Raw genomic sequence first — 24,987 nt, 5'->3', positions numbered from 1 at the left:
ACAGGCCTTTGACCTATCGCCGTATGCGGACGAGATCGGCGCCGGCTCTCGTCATCCGAGCCGCCGGAACTCCGCCATGGTGTCAAAGCCGTGCTCGAAGGACGCAGTTTCGTCGATCAAGCCCTCGCGCTGAAGACAACGAGCAGCGCGTCATTGAAATTGAGCCTTCCACCAACGGTGTCGAGCGTGTCGATGATCTCGTCGAAGAGTCGCTCGGCTTCGTGATCAACCCACCTGATTTCGCCATCTGCCGCCCACTACAGCGGCTCCGCGATGCGGCGGGCGGCTCCGCGAAATGCGCCCGCCCGACTGTGAACGCCGGGCACGCTGGCTCCACGTGAACAGGAGGCGCGTGGGATGGCGCACCGTCTCGCGCGCAACGGGCTCGGGCTCACCGTGGGCGCGGTCGCGCTGCTCAGGGGCAGCTCGACGCGGTGTAGAGCCCGTCGGCGTCGAAGCGTCCCTGGGTGAGCACGGTATGGGACCCGTACAGCCTGCACGAGACCCCGCTCGCGTCGATGCTCAGGATCTCGATCGTGCCGCCGGCGAACACGCCGCTGATGGGCTCACCAGCCGTGCAGTCCGCGCTCGCCGGGTAGGTGAAGGAGAAAGACGCAGCGATGGTCGGATCCGTGAGATCGAGGATCCCGGGCTTCTGGTAGGCCGGCGGGAGGCTCAACGTCACGCGCGAAGCGCCGGTGCACGCGAGGGGCGACCAGGGATCCGCGCAACTCTCTGCCGCGCTCCCGAGGAACAGATGGAGCGCGTCGGGATCCGGGGTCGGCCCGCCAGGAGGCGTGGCCAGCGCGGCACCAGGGATCGCGCGCCCCGGTGAGGGCGGGCTCGGCAGCGGCGGATCGCCGCAATAGGCGGCCGTGTAATCGCCGCCGATGTCCAGATCGGGCTTGTACGGCTCGTCATTGAACTTGATCTGCCACGGCGGCGTCCCCCAGTAGAGCTTCACCGAGACGGAGCTCGCGTCGCTGCTCACGATCTCGAGCGTCCTTGGAGCCGTCCCTCCAATGGCGTACCCCGCCCCGCCGCCGAGGAAGGTCGAGCCGCCGCGCGAGGGGGCCCATACGGCTAGGTACGTCGTGACGCGTTGGTCCCTGAGGTCGATGAGCCCGGGCCGATTGAGCTCCGGCGGGATGAACATGGCAATCTGCCAGAAGGCGTACGGGGCCGGAGGGGAGAGCAGCCCGTCCGGCCCCCGCCCGATCAGCGGCACGCTGCACTGCTGCACGGAATCACTGAAGAAGAGCGCGAGTGAGTCGGGGTGCGGCAGGTACTGGAGCTGCAGCCCGTTCATCAGCACCTCCCTGTTGAACGGGTCGGACAACAGGTCACCGAACCGCACGGCGATAGCGTTGGGCGAGGGCGGCTCCTCCACGAGCGCCTCTTCCCCCGGCCCCGCCTCCACCGGGCCGAGCACGATCTGGGTGCACCCGCCGTTCACGATCATCGCCGTTGCCGCGAGGGCCGTCATCCAAAGTTTCATTTGATCACCTCCAGTGCGAGCTCCTGAAGTGAAGACCTCAGGGGTGTCCGCCACGGCTCATCAAAACCAACCAAAGTCGACGCCGGCCGAGGGGAGTACGATCGGTCTGCCCCAGGTCGCGGCCTCGCTGGCGGCGAGCTGGACCGAGACCCCTTGAAGGATCGCGCCGACCAAGACGTCGGCGCGGACGCGGAGCATGGGTGTGGGGGCGAAGGCGAGGCCGGCGCGCGCGAACGGGGCCGCCGTCGCCGCGGAGACGGATCGCGCGACAAATCCTGCGCTCGCCGTTCCGTCGCTCTGGAGCAACACGGCCATCGCGCCGAGATCCACCGAAGGCGCCCACCGCGCCGCGCGGGGGGTCGGGACGAAGCGCAGGCCCACCCCGGCGAGCAGCGCCGCGAGATCGGCGCCGCCCTGCGCGCCTTCCACGCGCAGCCTCGCCAGCGGGATCGCCGCGAACCCGCTCACGCCGACATGCGCGCTGGGCATCCAGGCGACACCGACATCGAGGCTGGCCGCGGCGCCGATGCCGCCGGAGCTCCAGAGCATGCCGGGAGCGAGCGAGAAGCGGAGCGCGGGCGGCGGCTCCTGCACGAGCGCGCCGGGCTCCGGGAGGGCCAGCTTCGCGCGGATCTCGGCCGTCGCCGGGACCTCACCGGGAGGCGGCTCCGGCAAGGCGACCTCGAGGAGGCTCGCGCGCAGGAGATCGACCGTGCGCATCGCGAGCGCGCCGTCGCCGTCGAGCGCATCCTCGGCGCCGGCCATCGCGCGAACGACGGTCTTGCCCGTGACGCGATCGGCGATCCACACCTCGACGCCGCGCTCCGAGGGGACCGCGCGGATCGCGGCGACGGCGCCGGCCGCGCGCGCCGCCTCCTCCAGCGACGCGCGCGAGGCTGGCTCGGTCGTGGGATCGAGCAGCACGGTCCGGAAGCCCAGCGCCTCGATCTCCGCCTGGACGCGGAGGCCGAAGCGATCACCGGGCGCGCAGAGGACCGCGACGGTGGAGACCGCCTCCGTCGACGCCTCATCGTCGGCGCGCACGGGCGGCGTGGAGGAGGCGATCGCGACGAGCGCCGCGCAGGCGAGGGTGAGCGCCGAAGAGCGTCGCGTCACGGCGTCGCGCGCGCTCCGCGAGCGAGCACGCCCCGCGCATAGGCCGCGTGCGGGCCGCTCGGGTGGGCCGCGAGGTAACGCTCCGCCGCGCGGCGCGCTCCGGCCTCGTCCCCCATCCTGTCCGCGACCTCGACGAGGCGCCCCGCCGCCTCCGCGGCGTTCTCGCCGCCCGGCCGCTCGCTCAGGTACCGCGTGAACCAGCCCGCGGCGCCCGCATAGTCGTTGCTTTGATCCTGCGCGATCCTCCCGAGCATGAACGCCGCCGTCGCCGCCTCCGGCGACCCGGGGAACCGCGCGCGGAGGGACGCGAAGGCCTGCTCCGCGCGCGCCGGATTGCCGCCGAGCCGGGTCACGTCGCCGAGGATGCGCAGATCACCAGCGCTCGCGGCCGCGCAGATCGCGTCGAACCCCTCGATCTCGGCCGCCGCGAGGGCATCTTTGTATCTCGCCTCGAGCGCGAGGGCGCGCCAGTCAGGCGCCGCCAGCCGCGCCGGAGCGGCCGTGACCTCGGCGCTCGCGCGAACGCGTGGTGAAGGCGGCGCGGCCTCCACGGCGCGCGCCGGCGGGCCCGGCGAGGGCACGCTCGGCGTTACCTCGACCGGCTGCGCGCTCGGCGCAGGCGCGCCGGGGATCATCGCCATGGGCGCGGGCGCCGAGGCTTCGTCGAGCGCGCCGACCTGGAGCGTGCCATTCGCGGGCGAGATCGTGAGCCGCTCGCCCGCGCGGACCGCGCGCGCGTCACCTACGAGCGGCCCCGAGACGGTGATCGCCCCTTCACGCAGCGCGACGACGAGCTGCTCGGTCGTGGGATCCCAGCGGGTCTCGAAGCGCGTGCCGATCACGTGGACCTGAAACGGACCGACGCGCACTTTCCAGCGCGTGTGATCGCGGTGGACGATGGAGAGATCGAGCGCGCCCCGCTCGAGCGCGATCTCGGCGCCGTCCGCGTCGACGGCGGCGACGCGGGCGCGCCCTCCCGGCGCGAGCAGAAGCCAGGATCCATCGGAGAAACGGATCGGGAGCTCGGCCGTGGACGACGCCGCGATCCACGCGCCGACGGCCCCGGGCTCACCCGCGCCGAGCGAGAACCGGAGCGGCCGAGGCCGCGTCACGACGCCCGCCACGATCGCGATGGCGAGCAGCGCCGCCGCGGCCGCCGCGCCGAGCCGGACCGCGAGCGGCCTCGTCGGGGGCGGGGCGCGGAGCTCGGCCGCGCCGAGCCGCGCGCGCCCCCGCGCGTGATCGAGCCGCGCCTCCGGCGCCTGGTCTTGCAGGGCCGCGACGCGCCGACCCAGGCCGATCAGCGATCGGTCGGACTTGCCCATCGGGTACCTCCCTCGAGCCACGGCTCGAGCGCGGGATGTCTGCGCGCCTCGGCCTCGAAGCGCACGCCGGCGCGGGCGAGGCGCCGCTTGATGGTCGCCAGCGAGGTCGCGCACGCCTCGGCGACCTCGGTGAGCTCCATGTCGTCGATGAAGCGGAGCGCGAAGGCGATACGCTCCTCGGCGGGGAGCGCCTCCAGCGCGGCGTAGGTTGCCCGCATCGCGTCGAGCACCTCGCCGGATGGCCCGCTGGACGCGACCTCGGGCAGTTCGTCCCCGGGCAGGAACCAGAGCCACCTCTGGCGCCGACGTCGGGTGATCGACGACTTCGCGACGTGGACCGCGATCATGGTGAGCCAGCCCTTGAGGCTCCTTGGATCCTCGATCTTCGCGATCGAGCGAAGCGCGCGGACGAAGACGTCGTGGTGGAGGTCGGCGAGGTCACGATCGAAGCCCAGGATCCGGTAGAGAACACGGTGGACGTGATCCGCGTGCCGTTCGTAGAGGGCGTCGCGTGCCCTGGGATCGCCGCGCAGGAAGGCCTGGACGAGCTCGGCGTCATCGCCGACGAATGCGTCGCCGCGGGGCGCGGGCGGTGATTGGAGGAGCTTGAGGCGAGCGCGCACGGAGGGGGTCCTGCGCGTGAAGACTCCGGAGGGCCGGGCCCACGGCTCACGGGGAGGACGAATCCTCGAACCTAGCAGGGCCGTGGGCAACCGTGCTTGCTCGCCCGTACCGCCGTCCACATCGAGCAGCGCCTGCGCGTTCGGCCGGACAGCGCGGATTGATCCAGTCGGCGAAAGTGACCCTCCGCTCGACCGCGGTCTCGGTGCGTGCGCTGTGGCGGATCACATCAGCGAGCCTGTCCTTGAACGATGTTCTCAAAGCCGGCAAGACGTACGTCAAGTTCCACCTCTTGTTCGCCGTCTCCGCTATCATCGCGCAAGTGAACAAGCTGCCGACGCTTGTGGTCAATCCGTCGGCGACGGTGAAGGCGGCCGAGCGCGCGAACGAGATCCTTCCACTTGCAGCGACGTGCGTGGAGAACGCCCTGCAAAGCGCACTCCAGCAGGCTCAGCTCAGCAGCTCTTGCTCTTCTGCACCCGACGGCGGCCCGTCGCCAGAACGTGCTATCCATCACTGCGCCTCCCCTGGCGACGGCGGTGTGAAGTAACGGTTCCAGTCGGTGGGTGTGAAGATTGAGGAGCGCGCGCGATCTCTAAGCCGGGCCCAAAGTTGCGCGATCACCGGTCCGCGATCGTCGTGCGACCAAGAAGTATGTGACCCATGGTACCGCTCTTCATTCAGTGGGACCGCAGCAGCAAGGGAAGGTGGGTTCATTGCCAGGATGAAGATCGGAGGCACATGCCCGGCAAAGGCATCATGCAATGCACGAGCGCGCGCTTCGAGCTCCTTCGGCTCAGCCCACGCCTTCTGACCGATGACGTAGAATCGTGCAGCGGCTCGACAGGGGCGCGGCGTGACGAAGCCGCGGACAGCGCAACCCCGCGCCCGCTCCACGCCTCGCCCACCACCGACCGCAATTCCGTGCCGCGCGCCGCGCACCCCGACGCCGGCGAGCGCTCGTGGCTCGCACGCTGGCTCAGCTGATCCGCGGCCCAGCAGTGCGACGGCGCTGGGGAGAAACTGGGTGCGCCTCCGCGCCGCGATAATGACGAGGAAACCCACATCGTTCGTCATTCGCGGTGCGGCACGCCGCGAACTACCTGATCGCCCGTCCACTGCCGCCCCGACGCGCGAATGTGAATTCAATTCCTCGATCCTGGCTCCGGACTACGGACTCGGCCTCCTCTCTATCAAGGAGCGAGACGGAAGGCGCTGCCTCGCTCCGTGGCGCTATTGTCCGGGGCATAAATGTGTGTTACGTAGCTTTCATATGGATTGCCCAAATGCCGTTGACGGTAGATTTGTTCAATGAGCTGGGATTTTTCCAGAGGGTCCTGGACGGCAGCGGCGGTCCAGGCCTGGCTGATTGAGCATCTCGCCTCGGGCCTCGGGATCGACCCGAGCGCGATCTCGACAGGGGAGCGATTCAGTCGTCTGGGCCTCGACTCACGTCGCGCGACGGGCCTCATCAGCGATCTCGGCGCCGCGCTGGGACGTCCGCTCTCGCCGACGCTCGTGTGGGACTGCCCGACCATTGCCGAGCTCTCTCTGTTTCTTGCGGGTGACGCGCCTGTTTCGCCTCTGTTACCATTGATCGACGCGCCGGCGTCCATCGGCGGTGACGATCTCATCGCCATCATTGGCCTCTCCTGCCGCTTCCCGTCCGCGAACGATCTCGACGCCTTCTGGGCGCTGCTGCGCGACGGCGTGGACGCGATCTCCGAGGTCCCGCGGGATCGTTGGGATACGGAGGCCTTCTACGATCCCGACCCGTCGGCGCCCGGGCGCACGAGCACCCGATGGGGCGGGTTCCTCGATCAGATGGATCGGTTCGATGCGCAGTTCTTCGGCATCTCGCCGCGCGAAGCCGTCCAGATGGATCCGCAGCAGCGCCTGGTCCTCGAGCTCGCGTGGGAGGCGCTCGCGGACGCGGGCGTGCCCGCGGAGGCGCTCCGCGGCAGCAAGACCGGCGTCTACATGGGGGCGATGTGGAGCGATTACGCCCGGTGCGCCGCCGGGAGGGCCTCGCACATCACGCAGCACACGGCGACCGGGCAGGACACAAGCATCATCGCCGCACGGGTCTCCTACTGGCTCGGCCTCCAGGGCCCGAGCCTCGCGGTGAACACCGCCTGCTCGTCATCGCTCGTCGCGATCCACCTCGCCTGTCAGAGCCTTCGGGCGGGCGAATCGACGATGGCGCTCGCGGGTGGCGTCAACCTCCTCATCGACCCCGAGAGCACCGTGGCGATGACAAAGTTTGGCGCCATGGCGCCCGACGGGCGCTCGAAGGCGTTCGACGCGCGCGCGAACGGCTACGTCCGGGGGGAGGGAGCCGGGGTCGTCGTTCTGAAGCCGCTCCGCCGCGCCCTCGCGGACGGGGATCCCATTCGTTGTCTGATCCGCGGGAGCGCCGTGAACAACGACGGCTTTTCGAACGGCCTCACCGCGCCGAACCCGCAGGCGCAAGAGGCGGTGCTGCGCGACGCCTACCGCGCCGCCGGCGTCGCGCCGGAGCGGGTGCACTACGTCGAGGCGCACGGGACCGGTACGATGCTCGGCGACCCGATCGAGGCCAAGGCCATCGGGGCCGTGCTGGGGCGCGCGCGGGATGACAGCCGACCGCTGCTCATCGGCTCGGTCAAGACAAACATCGGACACCTCGAGGCGGCCTCGGGGATCGCAGGGCTGATCAAGACCGTGCTCTCGATCCAGCACCGGAAGATCCCCCCCAATCTGCACTTCGAGCAGCCGAACCCCTATATCCCCTTTGCCGAGCTGCGCCTCGCGGTGCCGCCAAGGCTCGTCGACTGGCCCCATGAGGACGAGGCCGCGCTCGCGGGCGTGAGCTCCTTCGGCTTCGGAGGGACGAACTGCCACGTGGTGATCGAGGAGCTTCGCCAGAGCCCGGCGCAGATCCTCCCGCTCGCGGCCGACACGCCGGAATCCCTCGCCGCGGTGGCGCGAGAGATCCGCGCGCTCGCGGGCGCGCCCGGCCCGGAGCCGGCGCTCTCCGATCTGTGCGCGACGGCCGCGGCGAGGGCGATGCGGAGCCAGGGGCGGCACCGGATGGCCGTCACGGCCAGCTCGCGCGCAGAGGCGGCGGCGCTGCTCGATGGCCACCTCGCCGCGCTTCCGCAGAAGGGGCTCTCGGCTGGCGACGCGGCGGGGCTCCACGGACGGGTGGTGTTCGTCTTCGCCGGCAGCGGCTCGCAATGGCCGGGCATGGGGCGCACGCTGCTGCTGCAGGAGCCGGTCTTCCGCGCGGTGATCGAGCGCTGCGATCGAGCGCTGCGCCGGCTCGCCGGCCTGTCGCTCGTCGACGAGCTCCTCGCCGACGCGTCGCGCACGCGGCTGCGCGAGGTGAACGTGCAGCAGCTGTCGCTCTTCGCCGTCCAGGCGGCGCTCGGCGCGCTGTGGCGGTCATGGGGCGTCGAGCCCGCGGCGGTGATCGGCCACAGCGGCGGGGAGATCGCCGCGGCGCACGTGGCTGGCGCCCTCGATCTCGAGGACGCGCTGCGCATCGCCCACCACAGGAGCAGGCTCCAGGAGCGAATGAACGGCCGTGGCGCAATGGCCCTCGTGGAAGTGCACGCCGAGGAGGCCGAGCGCCTCTGCGCCGCGCACCCGGGGCGCCTCCATGTCGCCGGCTACAACAGCCCGATCTCGACCGTGATCTCGGGCGAGGAGGCCGCGGTCGCCGACACGCTCGCCGCGCTCCAGCGCGAAGGTCGCACAGGCCACCGGATCAAGGTCGACTTCGCGGCCCACAGCCCGGCGATGGATCCGCTCGTCCCCGAGCTGCTCTCTGCGCTGGGAGAGCTAAGGCCCCGGCGCGCGTCGGTGCCCATCGTGTCGACGGTGACCGCCGCCGCGCTCGACGGAGCCGAGTGCACGGCGGCGTACTGGGCCCGGAACCTCCGGGAGCCGGTGCGGTTCGCGGCGGCGCTCGAGCTGCTCGTGAGCGAGGGGCACGACACCTTCCTGGAGATCGGGCCGCACCCGGTCCTGCTCCACAACATCGAGCAGACCGTGCAGCGTGGCGGCCGACGCGCGACGGTGCTCGCGTGCATGCGCCGCGGCGAAGACGAGGCGGCGACGCTGCGCGAAGCGCTCGGCGAGATCTACGTGCGCGGGGCGTCGATCGGCTGGTCCCGCCTGGTCCCGGCCGACGCCCGCCCCGTCGCGCTCGCGGACCTCGCGCCCTCCGCGGTCGCCCGGGCGGAGGTGTCGCTCCTGCCCCTCTCGGCGCACACGCCGGAGGCGCTGCAGGCCCTCGCCCGAGCGGTGTCGTCCCAGCTCCGGGACCGCCCTCCGTTCGCGCTCCACGATCTCTGCTACACGGCCGCGGCGCGGAGGGGGCACCAGGACCACCGGCTTGCGGTGCTCGCCGACTCCGTCTCGGGGCTCGTCGACGAGCTCGACGCCTTTGTCGCGGGTGAGGTGCGCCCCGGGCTCACCGTCGGGCGCTGCCCTCCGGGATCACGTCGCAAGATCGTGTTCGTGTTCGCAGGGCAGGGGGTGTCGTGGGCCGGGATGGGGCGCGAGCTCCTCGCGAGCGAGCCGGTGTTCCGCGAGGCGATCGAGCGCTGCGACGCCGCGCTCTTCCCGCACCTCGGCTGGTCGGTGCGGGAAGAGCTGCAGGTCGACGCCTCGCGCTCGCGCCTGTCGCGGTCGGATGTGGCGCAGCCCATGTTCTTTGCCCTCCAGGTCGCGCTTTCGGCCCAGTGGCGCGCGTGGGGGGTCGTGCCCGATGCGGTCATCGGCCACAGCGTCGGCGAGGTCGCGGCCGCCCATGTCGCCGGCGCGCTGGAGCTCGAGGACGCGGCGCGCATCGTGAGCCACCGCGGGCGGCTCGCGCACCGGGCCGCCGGACAGGGGCGGATGGCCGTCACCGGGGTGTCCTGCGAGGAGGCCGAGCGACTCGTCGCGGAGGCTCCCGGGCGGCTCTGGGTGGCCGCGATGAACAGCCCCTCCTCGACGGTGCTCTCGGGCGAGCCGGACGCCCTCGCGGCCGTGATCGAGCGCCTCGAGTCCCAGGGCAAGAGCTGCCGCTTGCTCGACGTGGATTTCGCCTCTCACAGCGGCCAGATGGCGCCGCTTGCCGAGGAGCTCGAAGCCGCGCTGGAGCGGCTCGCTCCGCGGAAGGCGGCGCTGCCGATGCTCTCGACCACGGTGGGGCAGCCGGTCCTGGGGAGCGAGCTCACGGGCGCCTACTGGGCGCGCAACCTGCGCGAGCCGGTCCGGTTCGAAGCCGCGGTGTCCGAGGCGATCGGGCAAGGGTACGAGATCTTCGTCGAGATCGGTCCGCACCCTGCGCTCGCACGGCCGATGGCCGAATGCCTGGAGCGCTCCGGGCGCAGCGGGACGCTCCTCGCCACGCTGCGGAGCGAGCGGGGCGAGCGCGCCGTGATGCTCGAGTCGCTCGGGGCCCTCTATGCGCTGGGTCACCCCGTCCAGTGGCGGGGGCTCTATCCGCACGAGGGGAGGCTCGCGCCGCTGCCTGCCTACCCGTGGCAACGGCAGCGTTTCTGGCTGGAGGCCACGCGCGTCGCGGAGGAGCACGAGGCCCCTGTGTCACCGGCGGCGGAGGAGCAGGACGCGCGCTTCGGGGCCTACGAGATCCAGTGGGAGCGAGGCGCTGTCCTCGCCGCCCCCGAGCCCTCGTCACGACCGGCGTCCAGCGAGCGCTGGGTCGTCCTCGCCGATCGCGCGGGCCTGGGCGATCGGCTGATCGAGCGGCTCGAGGCCCTGGGCAGCCGCTGCGTGCGCGTCGATGCGGGGGCGGCGTTCGAGCGCCCGGCTCCGGACCGCTATCTCGTCGATCCAGCGCGCCCCGAGGACCTCGTACGCCTCGTCGCCGAGGCGCTCGGGCCGGATCAGCCGGCGTGCGCGGGGATCGTGGACCTCTTCGGCCTCGACGCCGCGGCGCCCGAGGAGACCTCGGTGGCGAGCCTCGCCGCGGCGGAGGCGCTCGGTTGCGCGGGCGTGCTGCACCTCGTCCAGGCGTTGACCGCGGCCGGCCGATCGCCGCGCCTCTGGGTCTTGACGCGCGGCGCGCAAGCGGCAGGCGAGGAGGTCCTCGCCGTGTCACCGGCCCAGGCGTCGCCCTGGGGCCTCGGGCGGGTGATCGCCCAGGAGCACCCGGAGCTCTGCGCGACCCTCGTCGATCTCGATCCGCGCGGCGGCGCGGACGAGGCGTCGTCGCTCGCCGAGCTGCTCCTCTCCGCGACGGACGAGCCGCAGTGGGCTCTGCGCGGCGACGCGCGCTACGTGGCGCGGCTCGCCCGGCGCCCGATGGCGGCGCTCGCCGATCCCGGCGCCAGGTCGGCCGACGCCACAGCGGCGGACGAGAGCCGGTTGCGCCCGGACGGCGCGTACTTGATCACGGGCGGCCTCGGTGCTCTGGGCCTCGAGGTCGCGCGGTGGATGGTCGAGCGCGGGGCGAAGCACCTCGTGCTCGTGGGTCGGAGCGGCGGCTCGCCTGCGGCGCAGGAGGCCGTGGGGGCGCTGGAGCGAGCCGGCGCCCGCGTCGAGATCGCTCGGGCCGACGTGGCGAACGCGACCGAGCTTGCGACGGCCCTCGCGCGCGTCGCGCTGCGGATCCCGCCCCTCCGCGGCGTCGTGCACGCCGCGGGGAGCGTCGACGACGCCCCGCTCGTGGATCTCGATCGCGAGAGGCTCGCGGCGGTGATGGCGTCCAAGGTCGCCGGCGCCTTCAACCTGCACAGCCTGACGCTCGGGGCTCCGCTCGATTTCTTCGTCCTGTTCTCGTCCGTGGCCTCGATGCTCGGCACCGCCGGCCAGGGGAACTACGCGGCAGCGAACGCCTTTCTCGACGCGCTCGCGCACCACCGGCGCGCGTGCGGTCTGCCGGGCCTCAGCATCAACTGGGGTCCGTGGTCCGAGGTGGGTCTGGCGGCGCGCGAGGATCGCTCTGCCTTCCTCGCCGCGCGCGGGATCGCGAGCCTCTCGCCCGGCGACGGGCTTCATGCGCTGGCGCGCCTGCTGCGGGCGGACGCCGCCCAGATCGGCGTGGTCGCGTTCGACGTGGAGCGATGGTGCGAGACCCACGCGTCCGCCGCCGCATCGCCGTTCTTCGCGCGCCTGCGCAAGGCTCGGCCGGCCGCGCCCGCGGCGCTCGCCGCGCCCGAGCACCGGCTCCGCGAGGCGCTCGCGAGCGCGCCGCCGGGGCGAGCGCGCCGCCTCCTGCTCGAGGCCCACGTCTCGCGATACCTCGCCTCCGTCCTGGGCCTCCCGCCTTCGTCGCCGATCGATCCGGACACCTCGGTACGCAAACTGGGGCTCGACTCGCTCACCGCCGTCGAGCTCCGCAACCGCGTCGGCGCGAGCGTCGGGCTGACGCTGCCGGCGACGTTCGTGTGGAACCACCCGACCATCTCCGCGATCGCGCGCTTCCTCGCGGATCGGCTGGGGGTCTCGCTCGAGCCCGACGCGGCAGCCGGCTCCCACGGGGAGGCGATGGGGCGCGACGGCCACGTCCTTGTGGACGGAGACGGCTCCTCCCGCGCGCAGAACGGCGCGGCGCGGGAGCCGGTGAACGGCCACGCACCGACGAACGGCGCCTCCGCCGCGCCGGGTCCGCCGAGCGCCCCGCCGATCGCCATCATCGGGATGGGCTGCCGCTTCCCCGGAGCGGTCGTCGATCCGGCGTCCTTCTGGGCGCTCCTGCGCGACGGCGTCGACGCGGTCACCGAGGTTCCCCTGGAGCGCTGGAACGCTCAGGATCTCTATGACAACGACCCGGCCGCGCCCGGGAAGATGAACACCCGCTGGGGCGGCTTCCTCTCGAGCATCGGCGACTTCGACGCCGACTTCTTCGGGATCTCGGCGCGCGAGGCCGTCGCCATGGACCCGCAGCAGCGCATCGCGCTCGAGGTCGCCTACGAGGCGCTGGAGGACGGCGGGCAGACCCTCGAGCGGCTGGCCGGCAGCGCGACCGGCGTCTTCCTCGGCGTGCAGAGCCACAGCAACGACTACGCGCGGCTTCAGTTCGCCGATCCGGTCAAGATCGACGCCTACAGCGGCACCGGCACATCCCACAGCATCCTCTCCGGGCGCCTGTCGTACATCTTCGATCTGCGCGGCCCCAACGTCGCGCTCGACACCGGGTGCTCTTCGGCGATCACGGCGATCCACCTCGCGTGTCAGAGCCTGCGCGTCGGCGAGAGCGATCTCGCGCTTGCCGGCGGGGTGAACCTCATGCTGACGCCCGAGTTCACCATCGCGGCGTCGAAGGTCGAGTTCCTCTCGCCGGACGGGCGATGCAGGACGTTCGACGCCCGCGCGAACGGCTTCGTGCGCGCGGAGGGGTGCGGCATCCTCGTGCTCAAACGCCTCTCCGACGCGCTCCGCGACGGCGATCGCGTCTGGGCGGTGATCCGGGGCACGGCGCTGAACCAGGACGGGCACTCCAACGGCATCACGGCGCCCAACGGATTGTCGCAGGCGGCCGTCATCCGACAGGCCCTCCGCAACGCGGACGTCGACCCGTCCGGGGTGACGTACGTCGAAGCGCACGGTACGGGCACGACGCTGGGCGATCCGATCGAGGTGGAGGCGCTCGCAGAGGTCTACGGGAAGGCCGGCGCCGATCGCTGCTTGCTCGGCTCGGTGAAGACGAACATCGGCCACTCCGAGGCGGCGGCCGGCGTGGCCGGCATCATCAAGACGGTGCTCTGCTTCGAGCATGAGGCCGTGCCTCCTCACCTCCACTTCGAGACCCTGAACCCGCACATCACGATCGACGGCACCCGGTTCGCGATCCCGACCGAGCTCTCTCCCTGGCCCGCCGGTGGGAGCGCGCGCCGCGCCGGCGTCAGCGCGTTCGGCTGGTCCGGCACCAACGGCCACCTGATCCTCGAGGAGGCGCCGCGCGGCGCCGCCGCCGGCGCGCCGGTGGAGGACGGACGCCCGCTCCTGCTGCCGCTCTCGGCGGCGAGCCCGGACGCGCTGCGGGCCCGCGCCGAGGCGGTGCGGAGCCTGCTCGGCCGCCCCGAGGACGCGCCCGCGCTGCGGGACCTCTGCTACACGGCCGCGCTCCGCCGGAGCCACCTGAGGCACCGCCTCTCGCTGGTCGTCCGCAGCCGCGAGGACGCGCTCGCGGGCCTCTCGGCCTACCTCGACGACAGACCGCACGCCGGCCTCGTGAGCGGCCGAAAGGCGCCGGAGAGCTCGCGCCGCCTCGCGTTTCTCTTCTCGGGGCAGGGCTCGCAGTGGCTCGGGATGGGGCGCGAGCTGCTCGCGCGCGACGGCGTCTTTCGCGCGATGATGGAGCGGTGCGAGCGCGTCATGCGAGAGCATGTCGCGTGGTCCCTGATCACGTCGCTCACGGCCGAAGGCGAGCGCGCCCGCTTCGAGGAGATCGACTTCATCCAGCCGGCCCTGTTCGCCATCCAGGTCTCGCTGGCGGCGGTCTTTCGCTCGTACGGCGTCGTGCCCGACGTCGTGGTGGGGCACAGCATGGGCGAGGTCGCGGCCGCCTGCGTGGCAGGCGCGCTGAGCCTCGAGGACGCGGCGCGCATCATCTGCCAGCGCAGCCGCCTGCTCCGGCGCGTGAGCGGGACCGGCGCGATGGCCCTCGTGGAGCTGCCCGAGGCCGAGGCCGAGGCCGCCATCGCCGGCCACCGTGACCGGCTGTCGGTCGCGGTCATCATGAGCCCCCGCGGGACCGTCCTCGCGGGCGATCCGGCGGCGCTGGACGAGGTGCTCGAGGAGATCAAGGGCCGCGGGATCTTCTGCCGCCGGGTCAAGATCGACGTCGCCTCGCACAGCCCGCAGATGGATCCGCTGCTCGGCGATCTGACCGCAGCGCTGGCGGGGATCGCGCCCCGGCGCGGTTCGATCCCGATGTACTCGACGGTGACCGGGCAGCCGACCGACGGCAGCGATCTCGACGCCGCGTACTGGGCGCGGAACCTGCGGGCGCCGGTGCTCTTCTCCGGGGTCATCCAGCGGTTGCTCGCGGAGGGCTTCAACGTCTTCGCGGAGCTGAGCCCGCACCCGGTCCTGCTCCCGGCGATCGAGTCCGGCCTGCTCGATGCCCGCCCAGGCGGCGTGGCGCTGCTCCCGTCGCTCCGCCGGGAGACGGGCGAGCTCGACGTCCTGCTGGAGTCGCTCGGCGCGCTCCACGTCCGCGGGCATGCGGTGGACTTCCGCCGGCTCGTCCCGACAGGCCGCAGCGTCCCCCTGCCGTCCTACCCCTGGCAGCGGCGGCGCTTCTGGATCGACGACGCGACCGCGGGAGAGCCCCTCGCGGCGCAGGGAGACGCGCCGGCGGCGCTCGACGCCTCCGCGCTGCTCGCCGCGGCCCCCGACGAGCAGCGCGCGCTGCTGGAGCGTTACCTGCGCGATCTGATCGCGCGGACCACGCGGCTCTCGGCGGCCCAGATCGCCGCCGATCGGCCGCTCAATGAGCTGGGCATCGACTCGCTCATGGCGATGCAGCTGCGCAACCGCGTCGACGCCGATCTCGGCGCGGCGCTGTCGATCGTGCAGATCCTGATGGGGTCGAGCGCGTCGCAGCTCGCCGCCGATCTGCTCTCGCAAATCAGGTCACGCGCGCTCCTCGACACCGTGCACCAGCGCGCCCCGGCGCCCGATGCAGGCCAGGAAGAATGGGAGACCACGCTCATATGAACGAGGGCGTCACCGAGCTGCTGGGCGCGCTTGCCCAGCAGGGGATCAAGCTGTCGGTCGAGGGCGATCAGCTCGCGATCGGAGCGCCGAAGGGCGTGATGACGCCGGAGATGCGCGCGCTCATCGGGCAACGCAAATCCGAGCTCATCGCGCTGCTCCGCCGGAGCAGCGGCCCGGGCGGCAAGCCCGTCGCGCGGATCACGCCGGCCCCGCAGGATCGCTACGAGCCTTTCCCGCTGACGGACATCCAGCAGGCGTACTGGATCGGGCGGAGCGCCGCGTTCGACCTCGGAGACGTGTCGATCCACGCCTACTCGGAGATCGAGGCGACGGGGATGGATCTCGGGCAGCTCTCCCGCGCCTTTCAGCGGCTCGTGGAGCGGCACGAGATGCTCCGGGCCATCGTGCTCCCCGACGGACGGCAGCAGATCCTGGAGCGCGTACCCGCGTATTCGATCGAGGCGCACGATCTTCGCGGGCTCTCGCCGGAAGCGGCGGAGGCAGAGCTCTCTGCGACGCGCGAGCGCCTCGCGCACCAGCTGCTCCCGGCCGACGCGTGGCCCACGTTCGAGATCCGCGCGTCGCTGCTCGACGGGGATCTCACCCGCGTCCACATCAGCCTGGATCTGCTCCACATCGATGGCGGGAGCCTGCTCAAGCTCGGCCATGAGTGGGCGATGCTGTACCGGGATCCGGGCGCCTTCCTGCCCCCCATCGAGCTCTCGTTCCGCGACTACGTGCTCGCCGAGATGGAGCTCAAGGGCTCGCCGCAGCACCGGCAGGCCATGGAGTACTGGCGCGAGCGGGTCGCGGTGCTGCCTCCGCCGCCGGAGCTCCCGCTCGCGATGAACCCGGCTGCCCTGTCCGAGACCCGCTTCACGCGCCGTATCGGCAAGCTCGAGCCAGAGGCGTGGGCGCGGCTGAAGACGCAGTCGCTGAAGCAAGGGCTCACGCTGTCGGCTGTGATGATGACCGCCTACACGACGGTCCTCGCCGCGTGGAGCGAGCACCCGGATCTCACGATCAACGTCACGATGTTCAACCGCCTGCCGCTGCACCCGCAGGTGAACGATCTCCTCGGCGACTTCACCTCGCTGGTGCTGCTCGGCACGAGCAACACCGCCGGGGACACCTTCGAGGAGCGGGCGAGGCGGGTCCAGGAGCAGCTCTGGAACGATCTCCAGCACAGGTCGAGCGGGATCGAGGTCCTGCGCGAGCTGGCCCAGGCTCGGCGGCGGCTCTCGGGCGGCATGATGCCGATCATCTTCACGGGCATCCTCGGCCTCGCGTCGGAGGGCTTCCCGCTGTCGCTCTCCCTCTTCCACGAGCTTGGCGAGGTCGTCTTCAGCAGCGTTCAGACCCCGCAGGTGTGGCTCGACCTCCAGGTCGCGGAGGAGCGCGGCGGCTTCATCGCCCACTGGGACGCGGTCGCCGCGCTGTTCCCGCCCGGGATGGTGGACGACATGTTCAACGCCTTCTGCCGGCTGGTCCGGGGGCTCGCCGACGATCCGGCGACGTGGAAGAAGGACGCTCGCCGCCTGATCGAGCTGCCGAAGGAGCAGCTCGAGCGATGGGCGGAGCTCAACGCCACGGACGCGCCCATCCCCACGGGCACGCTGCCGGAGCGCTTCGCGGCCCAGGCCGCGCAGACGCCGGAGGGCGTGGCCCTCGTGTCGTCACGCGGCAGCCTGACGTACGCGGAGCTGTCGCGGCGGGCCAACCAGATCGGCCGCTGGCTGCGCGAGCGCGGCGCGCGCCCCGACGCGCTCGTGGCCGTGGTGATGGAGAAGGGGTGGGAGCAGGTCGCGGCCGTGCTGGGCATCCACGCGGCAGGAGCGGCCTATCTGCCCGTCGACCCGAGCCTGCCGCGGGAGCGCCGTGACTTCCTCCTGGAGCACAGCCAGGTGGAGCTGGTCCTCACCCAGTCGTGGCTGGACGGGTCGCTCGAGTGGCCCGAGCGCGTCCGCAAGCTCGCCGTCGACGAGATCCCGCCCGACCTCGACGCCTCGCCGCTCGCGCCGGTCAACCGCCCGGAGGACCTCGCCTACGTGCTCTACACGTCGGGATCCACGGGCGTGCCGAAGGGGGCGATGATCGAGCACCGGAGCGTGCTGAACCGCGTGATCGAGGTCAATCGGCTCCTCGAGGTCGGCCCCGGCGATCGCATCATCGGCCTGACCGCGCTGCACCACGATCTCTCGGTGTACGACGTGTTCGGCGGCCTGCTCGCGGGCGCGACGCTGGTGCTGCCCGACGCCGCAAAGCTGCGGGATCCGGCGCACTGGGCCGAGCTCCTGGTGAGCGAGCGCGTCACGTTCTGGAACTCGGTGCCGGCGTTCCTGGAGATGCTGATCGAGTACCTCGAGCACACGCCGCACGACGCGGCGAGGCTGCCCGGCGCGCTCCGCCAGGTGGTCCTGTCCGGCGACTGGATCCCCGTCACGCTGCCGGACCGCCTGCGGGCGTTGACGCCGGGCGTCCGGATCCTCGGCGCCGGCGGGCCGACCGAGACCACGGTCTGGGACATCTGCTACCCGATCGCGTCGGTCGATCCGGCGTGGAAGAGCATCCCTTACGGGCGGCCGATGACGAACGCCCGGTACTACGTGCTCGACGACGCGTTCGCGCCGTGCCCCGAATGGGTGTCGGGACACCTCTACATCGCCGGAGCGGGCCTCGCTCGAGGCTACTTCCACGACGAAGAGCGGACCGCCGCGAGCTTCGTCCGGCACCCGGAGACCGGCGAGCGCCTCTATCGCAGCGGCGATCTGGGGCGACGCCTCCCCGGCGGCCTCATCGAGATCCTCGGCCGCGCAGACTTCCAGGTGAAGATCCAGGGGCAGCGCATCGAGCTCGGCGAGATCGAGGCGGCGCTGAAGCAGCACCCGGCGGTGCGCTCGGCCGTGGCGATGGCCGTGGGAGAGGAGCGCAACAAGAAGCGCCTCGTCGCCTACGTGGTGCTGGACGCGCCTCCGGGCGCAGGAAAGGGCGCCCCGGCGGAGGAGCCCGCGAAACCGGAGGGCGGGATCGACGATCCGCTGGCCCGCCTCGAGTTCAAGCTCAAGCAGCACGGCCTGCGCGCGGACGGCCCGGAGCGGCGCCGGATCTCGCTGCCTGTGCCGCCGGTGGACGAGGCGACGCGGGCGCTCTTCCTGGAGCGCCGGACCCACCGCCAGTTCTCGCGCGGGCCGGTCCAGCTGGACAGGTTCTCCGCGCTCCTCTCCTGCCTCCGCCAGATCGACGTCGATGGGTATCCCAAGTACCGCTACCCGTCCGCGGGGAGCCTGTACCCCGTCCAGACCTACGTCTACGTGAAGCCGGGTCGCATCGAAGGGGTGGCCGGGGGGACCTACTACTATCACCCGCGCGAGCAGAGCCTGGTGATCCTCACGGAGGGCGCCGTCCTCGATCGGCGGATTCACTACGCGCACAACCAGGCGCCGTTCGAGGAGGCGGCGTTCTCGCTGTTCCTCGTCGCGCAGAGGAACGCCATCCTGCCCCTGTACGGCGACGCGTCGCACGACTTCTGCGAGATCGAGGCAGGCTACATGGGCCAGCTCCTGATGACGGCTGCGCCCGGCCTGGGGATCGGCTTGATGCCCGTGGGCAAGGTGGACTTCGCGGCGGTCCGGGATCTCTTCCTGCTCGACGAGGGCCACATGTACGCGCACGCGCTGCTCGGCGGCGGCGCGGTCGACGGCTCCGTGAGCGGCTGGCCTCTCGACATGCAGGCCGCTCCGCGCTCGCCGGAGGACGCGCTGCGCGAGCTCCTCAAGGTCAAGCTCCCGGCGCACATGGTCCCTGCCTCGATCGTTGTGCTCGACGCGATGCCGCTCACGGCGAACGGCAAGATCGATCGCAAGGCGCTCTCCGAGCTGAAGGCCGATGAGCCGGAGCGGAGCGCTGCTGTGGTGCCGCCGCGCGACGAGACAGAGCGGGCGATCGCCGCGGTGATCGGGGAGATCCTTGGGCTCGATCACGTGAGCGTCGAGCAGAGCTTCTTCGAGCTCGGAGCCAACTCGATTCACGTGGTCCGCATCGGCGTCCGGCTGAGAGAGGCGCTGGGCGCCGAGCTCTCCACGATCGAGCTGTTCCAGTACCCGACCGTCCGCGCGCTCGCGGCGCGCCTCGCCGGGGAGGGGAACGAGGGCGCCTCCCTCAAGCGGGGCCGAGACAGGGCAGCGGCACGGCGCGCGGCCCGCGCCGGGCGCGGGGGCGGAGATGAGTGATCCGGGGTCCGCGGAGGGGAGCGACATCGCGATCATCGGCATCGGGTGCCGCTTCCCGGGGGCGCGGGGTCCGGAGGAGTACTGGCGCAACCTGCGCGATGGAGTCGAGTCCGTCTCGTTCTTCTCGGAGGCGGAGCTCACGTCGTCGGGCGTCCACCCCGCCGCGGCGCGGGATCCGAGCTACGTGCCGGCCGCGGGCGTGCTCGACCGGATCGAGCACTTCGACGCGTCGTTCTTCGGCTTCACGCGGCGCGAGGCGGAGCTCACCGATCCCCAGCACCGCCTGTTCCTCGAATGCGCGTGGGAAGCGCTGGAGAGCGCGTGCTGCGTCCCCGAGGGCTACGAGGGGTCGATCGGGGTGTTCGCGGGCTCGAGCTTCAGCAGCTACCTGGTGTCGAACATTCAGCCCGATCTGAGCTACATGCGCCTGCTGCAGTGGACGCAGGCGCTCGTCGCCAACGACAAGGACTACCTGTCGACGCACGTCTCTTACAAGCTGAACTTGAGGGGCCCGAGCGTCGGTGTGCAGACCGCCTGCTCCACCTCGCTCGTCGCCGTGCACCTCGCCTGCCAGAGCCTCTTGAACCGCGAATGCGACGTCGCGCTCGCCGGCGGCGTGACCGTCCGCGTCCCGCACCTCGCGGGTTACGTCCACGAACCGGACGGGATCGGGTCGAGCGACGGTCGCTGCCGGCCCTTTGACGCGTCGGCGCGCGGCACGGTCTTCGGGAGCGGCGTGGGGGTTGTGACGCTCAAGCGGCTCGCGGACGCGCTCGCCGACGGCGACCGCATCCGCGCGGTGATCCGGGGCTCGGCCATCAACAACGACGGCGCGGTGAAGGTCGGGTTCACCGCGCCGAGCGTCGAGGGGCAGATGCAGGTGGTCGCGGAGGCGCAGGCGATCGCCGGCGTCGCGCCGGAGACGATCGACTACATCGAGGCCCACGGTACGGGTACGCTGCTCGGCGATCCCATCGAGATAGCCGCGCTCGCGAAGGTGTTCGGCGAAGCCCGTGGCGCAAAGCGAGGGTGCCTGATCGGCTCGGTGAAGGGGAATTTCGGCCACCTCGAGGTGGCCGCGGGCGTGGCCGGCCTGATCAAGACCGTGCTTGCGCTCGAGCATCGCGCCTTGCCGCCCAGCCTCCACTTCGTCGAGCCGAACCCGCGCTGCGAGCTCTCGAAGGGGCCGTTCAGCGTCAACACGCAGCTCACGGAGTGGAAGCGGACGCGGACGCCACGCCGCGCAGGCGTGAGCTCGTTCGGCATGGGGGGCACGAACGCGCACGTGGTGCTGGAGGAAGCGCCTGCGCGGCCGGAGGTGAAGGCTGCGGCGGAGCGGCCGGCGCAGCTCTTGTGCATCTCGGCGAAGCGGGAGGACGCGCTGCGCGCCCTGGCGGGGAAGTACGCGGAGCACCTCGCGTCGCACCCGGAGGAGCGGGTCTCGGACGTGTGTTTCACGGCGCGCGCGGGGCGGGCGCGCTTTGCGCACCGGCTCTCGGTGGTCGGGGCGTCGCGCGAGGAGATGCAGGAGCGGCTCTCTACGTATGCGCGTGGCGAGCCAGCGGAGCAGACGGAGCAGGGGTGGGTAGAGCGTCCTGACGGCCCGCGGGTGGCATTCCTGTTCACCGGGCAGGGCGCGCAGTACGCGGGCATGGGGCAGGAGCTGTTCGCGACGGAGCCCGTGTTCCGGCGGGCGATCGAGGAGTGCGATGCGCTGTTGCGGCCGCACCTGGAGAGGCCGCTGATCGAGGTCTTGTACCCGGCGGCGGGGCAGGCGAGCCCGCTGGATGAGACGGAGTACACGCAGCCTGCGCTGTTCGCGGTGGGCTATGCGCTGAGCGCGCAGTGGAAGGCGTGGGGGATAGAGCCCTTTGCGGTGCTGGGGCACAGCGTCGGGGAATACGTGGCGGCGTGCGTGGCGGGGGTGTTCGGGCTGGAGCAGGGGCTCGGGCTCATCGCGGCGCGAGGGCGTCTGATGCAGGCGCTGCCGAAGCAGGGGGCGATGGCGGCGCTGTTCGCGGACGAGGCGACGGTGGCGGAGGCGGTGAGGCCGTACGCGGCGGAGGCGTCGATCGCTGCGGTGAACGGGCCGTCGGAGACGGTTGTATCGGGGGCGCGAGGCGCGGTGACGGCGGTGGTGGAGGCGCTGGGAGCGCGCGGCGTCAAGAGCCGGTGGCTGAACGTATCGCACGCGTTTCACTCGCCGCTGATGGCGCCGATGGTGGAGGCGTTCGAGCGGGCGGCGTCAAAGGTGAAGATGGCGGCGCCGCAGCGGAAGCTGATCGCGAACGTGACGGGGAGGGCGGCGCGCGAGGAAGTGACGCAGGCGGGGTACTGGGCGAGCCATGTGCGCGCGCCGGTGCGGTTCATGGAGGGGATACGGGCGCTGCACGAGGCGGGGGTGGAAGCGTTCGTGGAGGTGGGGCCGAGCCCTGTGCTCGCGGCGATGGGGCAGCGGTGCGTGCCGGAGGGGGCGGGGGTGTGGCTGCCGTCGCTGCGGCCGAAGCGCTCGGATTGCGCGCAGATGCTGGAGAGCCTGGGAGCGCTGTACGTACGAGGCGCGAAGGTGGACTTCGCGGGCTTCGACCGCGACCGAGCCGGCCGAAAGCTCGTGCTCCCGACCTACCCCTTTCAGCGCGAGCGCTACTGGATCGATCCACCTCCGCGATCGCAGTCCGCGCGGCCCGTGGAGCGCGAAGGTCCGGCGGATGGACACCCGCTCCTCGGACAGCGGCTCCGGTCTCCGGCGATCCGCGGCGTCGTCTTCGAGACCCGGCTGAGCACCCGAGCGCTGCCGTTTCTGAACGATCATCAGGTCTTCGACGTCGTCATCTTTCCGGCGACCGCCTACCTCGAGCTGGCCTTCGCCGCAGGCGCTGTCGTGCTCGGACCCACGGCGCGGGTCCTCGAGCAGGTCGTCATTCACGAGGCGTTGCCGCTCCCTGCCGGCGAGGAGCGGGTCCTGCAGACCGTCCTCGTGCCTGGCGGCGCGGGCGAGGCGTCGTTCGAGATCTTCAGCGCGCGCGCCGAGCCGTCCGGCGGCGAGGTCGACTGGCGGCTCCACGCGTCGGGGGCGATCCGGAGCGAAGGTCCGCACGACGTCGGCGCGGCGCCGTCTCTCGATTCGATCCGCGCGCTCCACGCGGGCGAGATGACGGGAGAGAGCTACTACCGGCAGACGAGCGCCGTCGGCGTCCACTACGGCGACGCCTTCCGCGGGCTCTCCACGCTGTGGCGGCGGGACGGAGGGGTCGTGGCGGAGATCTCCGCTCCGGCCGCGCTCGCCGAGGACGCGGGCCGCTACTGCTTCCACCCGGCGCTCCTCGACGCCTGCCTGCACATCGTGGGCGGCGCGCTGCTCGGCGCGGATGGGTCGATGAGGACGAGCGAGCCTTACCTGCCGGTCGCCTTCGACCGCGTCCGGCTTCACGGCCGGCCCGGCGATCGGCTGTGGAGCCAGGTGACCGTGCGGCCGAGCGCCGGGGGGCACGGCGCGGCGCTCCACGGCGAGATGCGCGTGCTCACCGCGGAGGGGGGGCTCGTGCTCGAGGCCGAAGGGCTATCCCTGCACAAGGCCTCACCGGAGGCGCTGCGGACCGCGACGGGGACGCGACTCGAGAGCTGGCTCTACAAAGTCGAGTGGCAGCCGCGCCGCCGCGCCCTCTCGGAGGGGGCGCCGGACGCCGCAGCCGGCGGGCGGTGGTGGATCTTCGCGGATCGACGTGGCCTCGGCGCCGCGCTCGCGGAGGCGCTCCGGCGCCGCGGAGAGCGATGCCTTGTCGTCCCGAGCCCGACGGAGCCGCCGCACGCCGGTGAGGTCGCGCGGTTCGAGGACGTGGTCCGCGCGCTGGAGCAGGATACGACCGACCGTCCGCTCCGCGGCGTTGTGCACCTCTGGGGCCTCGACGCGCCTTCCGCGGGCGAGCTCACCGCCACGTCGCTCGCCGCCGCCGAGGAGCGGTGCTGCGGCAGCGTCCTTCGCGTGGTGCAGACGCTCGGACGCGCGAACCTGTCCACGCGCCTCTGGCTCGTTACCCGGGGGGCGCAGCCGGTCGAGCCCGGCGCGCAGATCGAGCTCGCCGCCGGGCCGATCTGGGGCCTCGGCCGCACGATCGCGCTCGAGCATCCCGAGGTGTGGGGTGGGATGATCGATCTCGATCCCGCGCACGACGCGGAGCGCGCGGCGGCGCTGCTGCTCGGCGAGGTGGATCGGCCGGACGGGGAAGATCACGTCGCGTTCCGCGATGGGCAGCGGTACGTGCAGCGCGTCGTGGCCGACGGCGCGCTGGATCTCTCGGCGCAGGTCGCGCCGCTCCGCCCGGATCGCACCTACCTCATCACGGGCGGGATGGGCGGCCTCGGGCGGCGCGTGGCGCGCCGCCTGGTCGAGCGTGGGGCGCGGCACCTCGCGCTCATGGGGAGGCGCGAGCCCACGGCCGAGGCGGCGGAAGAGCTGCGCCAGATCCGGGAGAGCGGCGCCGAGATCGCGATCTTCATCGCCGACGTCTCCATCGAGGAGGACGCGGCTCGCGTGCTGAGCGCGATCGCGCGCGAGATGCCGCCGCTCGCAGGCGTCGTCCATGGGGCGGGGCTCCCCGGCGATTCGGTGCTCCTCCGGCACACCTGGGAGCAGTTCGCGGCGGTCCTCGCGGCGAAGGTGCAGGGCTCGTGGAACCTCCATGTCCTGACGCGCGACCTGTCCCTGGACTTCTGCGTCTATTTCTCGTCCCTGGCGGCGATCGCCGGCGCGCCAGGTCAGAGCAGCTACGCGGCCGCCAATGCCTTCCTGGATGCGCTCGCGCACCATCGCCGCGCGCTCGGGCTGCCCGCCCTCAGCGTCGACTGGGGCCCCTTCTCCGAGGTCGGCATGCTGGCGACGCTCGGAGCGAATGCCTTGTCCGACGCGGGCCTCGTCCGCATCCCTCCCGATCTCGGCGTCAGGATCCTCGACCAGCTCATCGAGCGGGGCGGCGTCCAGACGAGCGTCGTCTCGGGCGATCTGGCCAGCTACATCCATGGCCTCGCGGCGGGGCGCCCTGTCCCGATTTTCTCGTCGCTCCCGCAGGTCGCCCGCGCGAGGCGCGCGGCCCGGGATGAGGTATCGGCCGACGCGCCGCTCACGCTGCAAGCGCAGATCGAGCGGGCGCCATCGAGCGAGCGGCGCGATCTCGTGTTCCGCCATGTCCACGAGCTGGCGGCGCGGGTCCTCGGGGTTCGCCCCGTGGAGCTCGTGGATACGCGCCGGGGCTTCTTCGAGATGGGGATGGATTCGCTCTCGTCGATCCTCCTGAAGAATCAGCTGCAGACCGGTCTCGGACGGCCGCTCCCGTCGACGGTGACCCTCGACTATCCCAGCGTGACCGCGCTCTCGCGGTTCGTATGCGATGACGTCCTCTGCCTCGAGCGCGGTGAGCCTGCGCCGTCCGCCGCGCCCGTCGTGTCGGAGGACAGGAAGCTCGTGGCCGAGATCAAGCGGCTCTCGCAGGCCGAGCTGGAAGCGCAGCTCGCCGAGCTGACCTCGTTCGAATAGGGGAAC

The 24,987-nt window shown here is 72.0% G+C and carries 9 protein-coding genes; 5 read left to right on the top strand and 4 right to left on the bottom strand.

The genetic code is table 11. The features are described from left to right. Positions 1-415: 415 nt before the first annotated feature. The 4 genes from WME75_RS21875 to WME75_RS21860 are packed head-to-tail and all read right to left on the bottom strand — an operon-like array spanning position 416 to position 4,562. The gene (locus WME75_RS21875; protein WP_437494077.1) at positions 416-1,498 is read right to left on the bottom strand and encodes a hypothetical protein; all 1,083 of its coding nucleotides are present in this window, start codon (positions 1,496-1,498) and stop codon (positions 416-418) included. 60 nt (positions 1,499-1,558) lie between these two features. Beyond that, positions 1,559-2,614 carry a hypothetical protein gene (locus tag WME75_RS21870; protein WP_437494074.1) on the bottom strand — a complete coding sequence of 352 codons (1,056 nt, stop codon included), beginning with the start codon at positions 2,612-2,614 and terminating at the stop codon, positions 1,559-1,561. Continuing rightward, positions 2,611-3,939 (bottom strand): FecR domain-containing protein, encoded by a 1,329-nt coding sequence (locus tag WME75_RS21865; protein ID WP_437494071.1) that lies wholly within the window; start codon positions 3,937-3,939, stop codon positions 2,611-2,613. Before WME75_RS21865 ends, WME75_RS21870 begins: the two co-directional genes overlap by 4 nt. After that, entirely contained in the window at positions 3,915-4,562 is a 648-nt protein-coding gene (locus WME75_RS21860) for an RNA polymerase sigma factor (RefSeq protein ID WP_437494068.1), read from the bottom strand. The genes WME75_RS21865 and WME75_RS21860 overlap by 25 nt, the downstream gene beginning before the upstream one ends. 158 nt (positions 4,563-4,720) lie before the next feature. Here WME75_RS21860 and WME75_RS21855 point away from each other — a divergent pair, with 158 nt between their 5' ends. The 5 genes from WME75_RS21855 to WME75_RS21835 all read left to right on the top strand — a co-directional run bounded on the left by WME75_RS21855 (position 4,721) and on the right by WME75_RS21835 (position 24,981). Continuing rightward, positions 4,721-5,110: a hypothetical protein gene (locus WME75_RS21855; protein ID WP_437494066.1), complete on the top strand. Its 390-nt coding sequence runs from the start codon at positions 4,721-4,723 to the stop codon at positions 5,108-5,110. A 113-nt stretch (positions 5,111-5,223) separates the two neighbouring features. Then, positions 5,224-5,547, top strand: a complete 324-nt coding sequence (locus WME75_RS21850; RefSeq protein ID WP_437494064.1) for a hypothetical protein — start codon at positions 5,224-5,226, stop codon at positions 5,545-5,547. A gap of 324 nt (positions 5,548-5,871) precedes the next feature. Then, positions 5,872-15,222, top strand: coding sequence for an SDR family NAD(P)-dependent oxidoreductase (locus WME75_RS21845; RefSeq protein WP_437494062.1), 9,351 nt, complete (start codon positions 5,872-5,874; stop codon positions 15,220-15,222). Beyond that, on the top strand, positions 15,219-19,451 hold the full coding sequence (locus WME75_RS21840) for an amino acid adenylation domain-containing protein (RefSeq protein ID WP_437494059.1): 4,233 nt from the start codon (positions 15,219-15,221) through the stop codon (positions 19,449-19,451). The genes WME75_RS21845 and WME75_RS21840 overlap by 4 nt, the downstream gene beginning before the upstream one ends. After that, positions 19,444-24,981: a type I polyketide synthase gene (locus WME75_RS21835; RefSeq protein WP_437494056.1), complete on the top strand. Its 5,538-nt coding sequence runs from the start codon at positions 19,444-19,446 to the stop codon at positions 24,979-24,981. Before WME75_RS21840 ends, WME75_RS21835 begins: the two co-directional genes overlap by 8 nt. Positions 24,982-24,987 lie beyond the last annotated feature (6 nt).

It is taken from the genome of Sorangium sp. So ce1014 (assembly GCF_051521505.1).
In the GTDB taxonomy this organism is placed as follows: Bacteria; Myxococcota_A; Polyangia; order Polyangiales; family Polyangiaceae; genus Sorangium.
The sequence above is the reverse complement of the archived record's forward strand: the minus strand, read 5'-3'. Positions and strand labels throughout refer to the sequence as shown.

Coding starts and splice junctions, on each gene's coding strand:
- WME75_RS21875 (WP_437494077.1), bottom strand. CDS start 1,498: ATGAAACTTTGGATGACGGCCCTCGCGGCAACGGCGATGATCGTGAAC.
- WME75_RS21865 (WP_437494071.1), bottom strand. CDS start 3,939: ATGGGCAAGTCCGACCGATCGCTGATCGGCCTGGGTCGGCGCGTCGCG.
- WME75_RS21850 (WP_437494064.1), top strand. CDS start 5,224: ATGGTACCGCTCTTCATTCAGTGGGACCGCAGCAGCAAGGGAAGGTGG.
- WME75_RS21845 (WP_437494062.1), top strand. CDS start 5,872: ATGAGCTGGGATTTTTCCAGAGGGTCCTGGACGGCAGCGGCGGTCCAG.
- WME75_RS21840 (WP_437494059.1), top strand. CDS start 15,219: ATGAACGAGGGCGTCACCGAGCTGCTGGGCGCGCTTGCCCAGCAGGGG.
- WME75_RS21835 (WP_437494056.1), top strand. CDS start 19,444: ATGAGTGATCCGGGGTCCGCGGAGGGGAGCGACATCGCGATCATCGGC.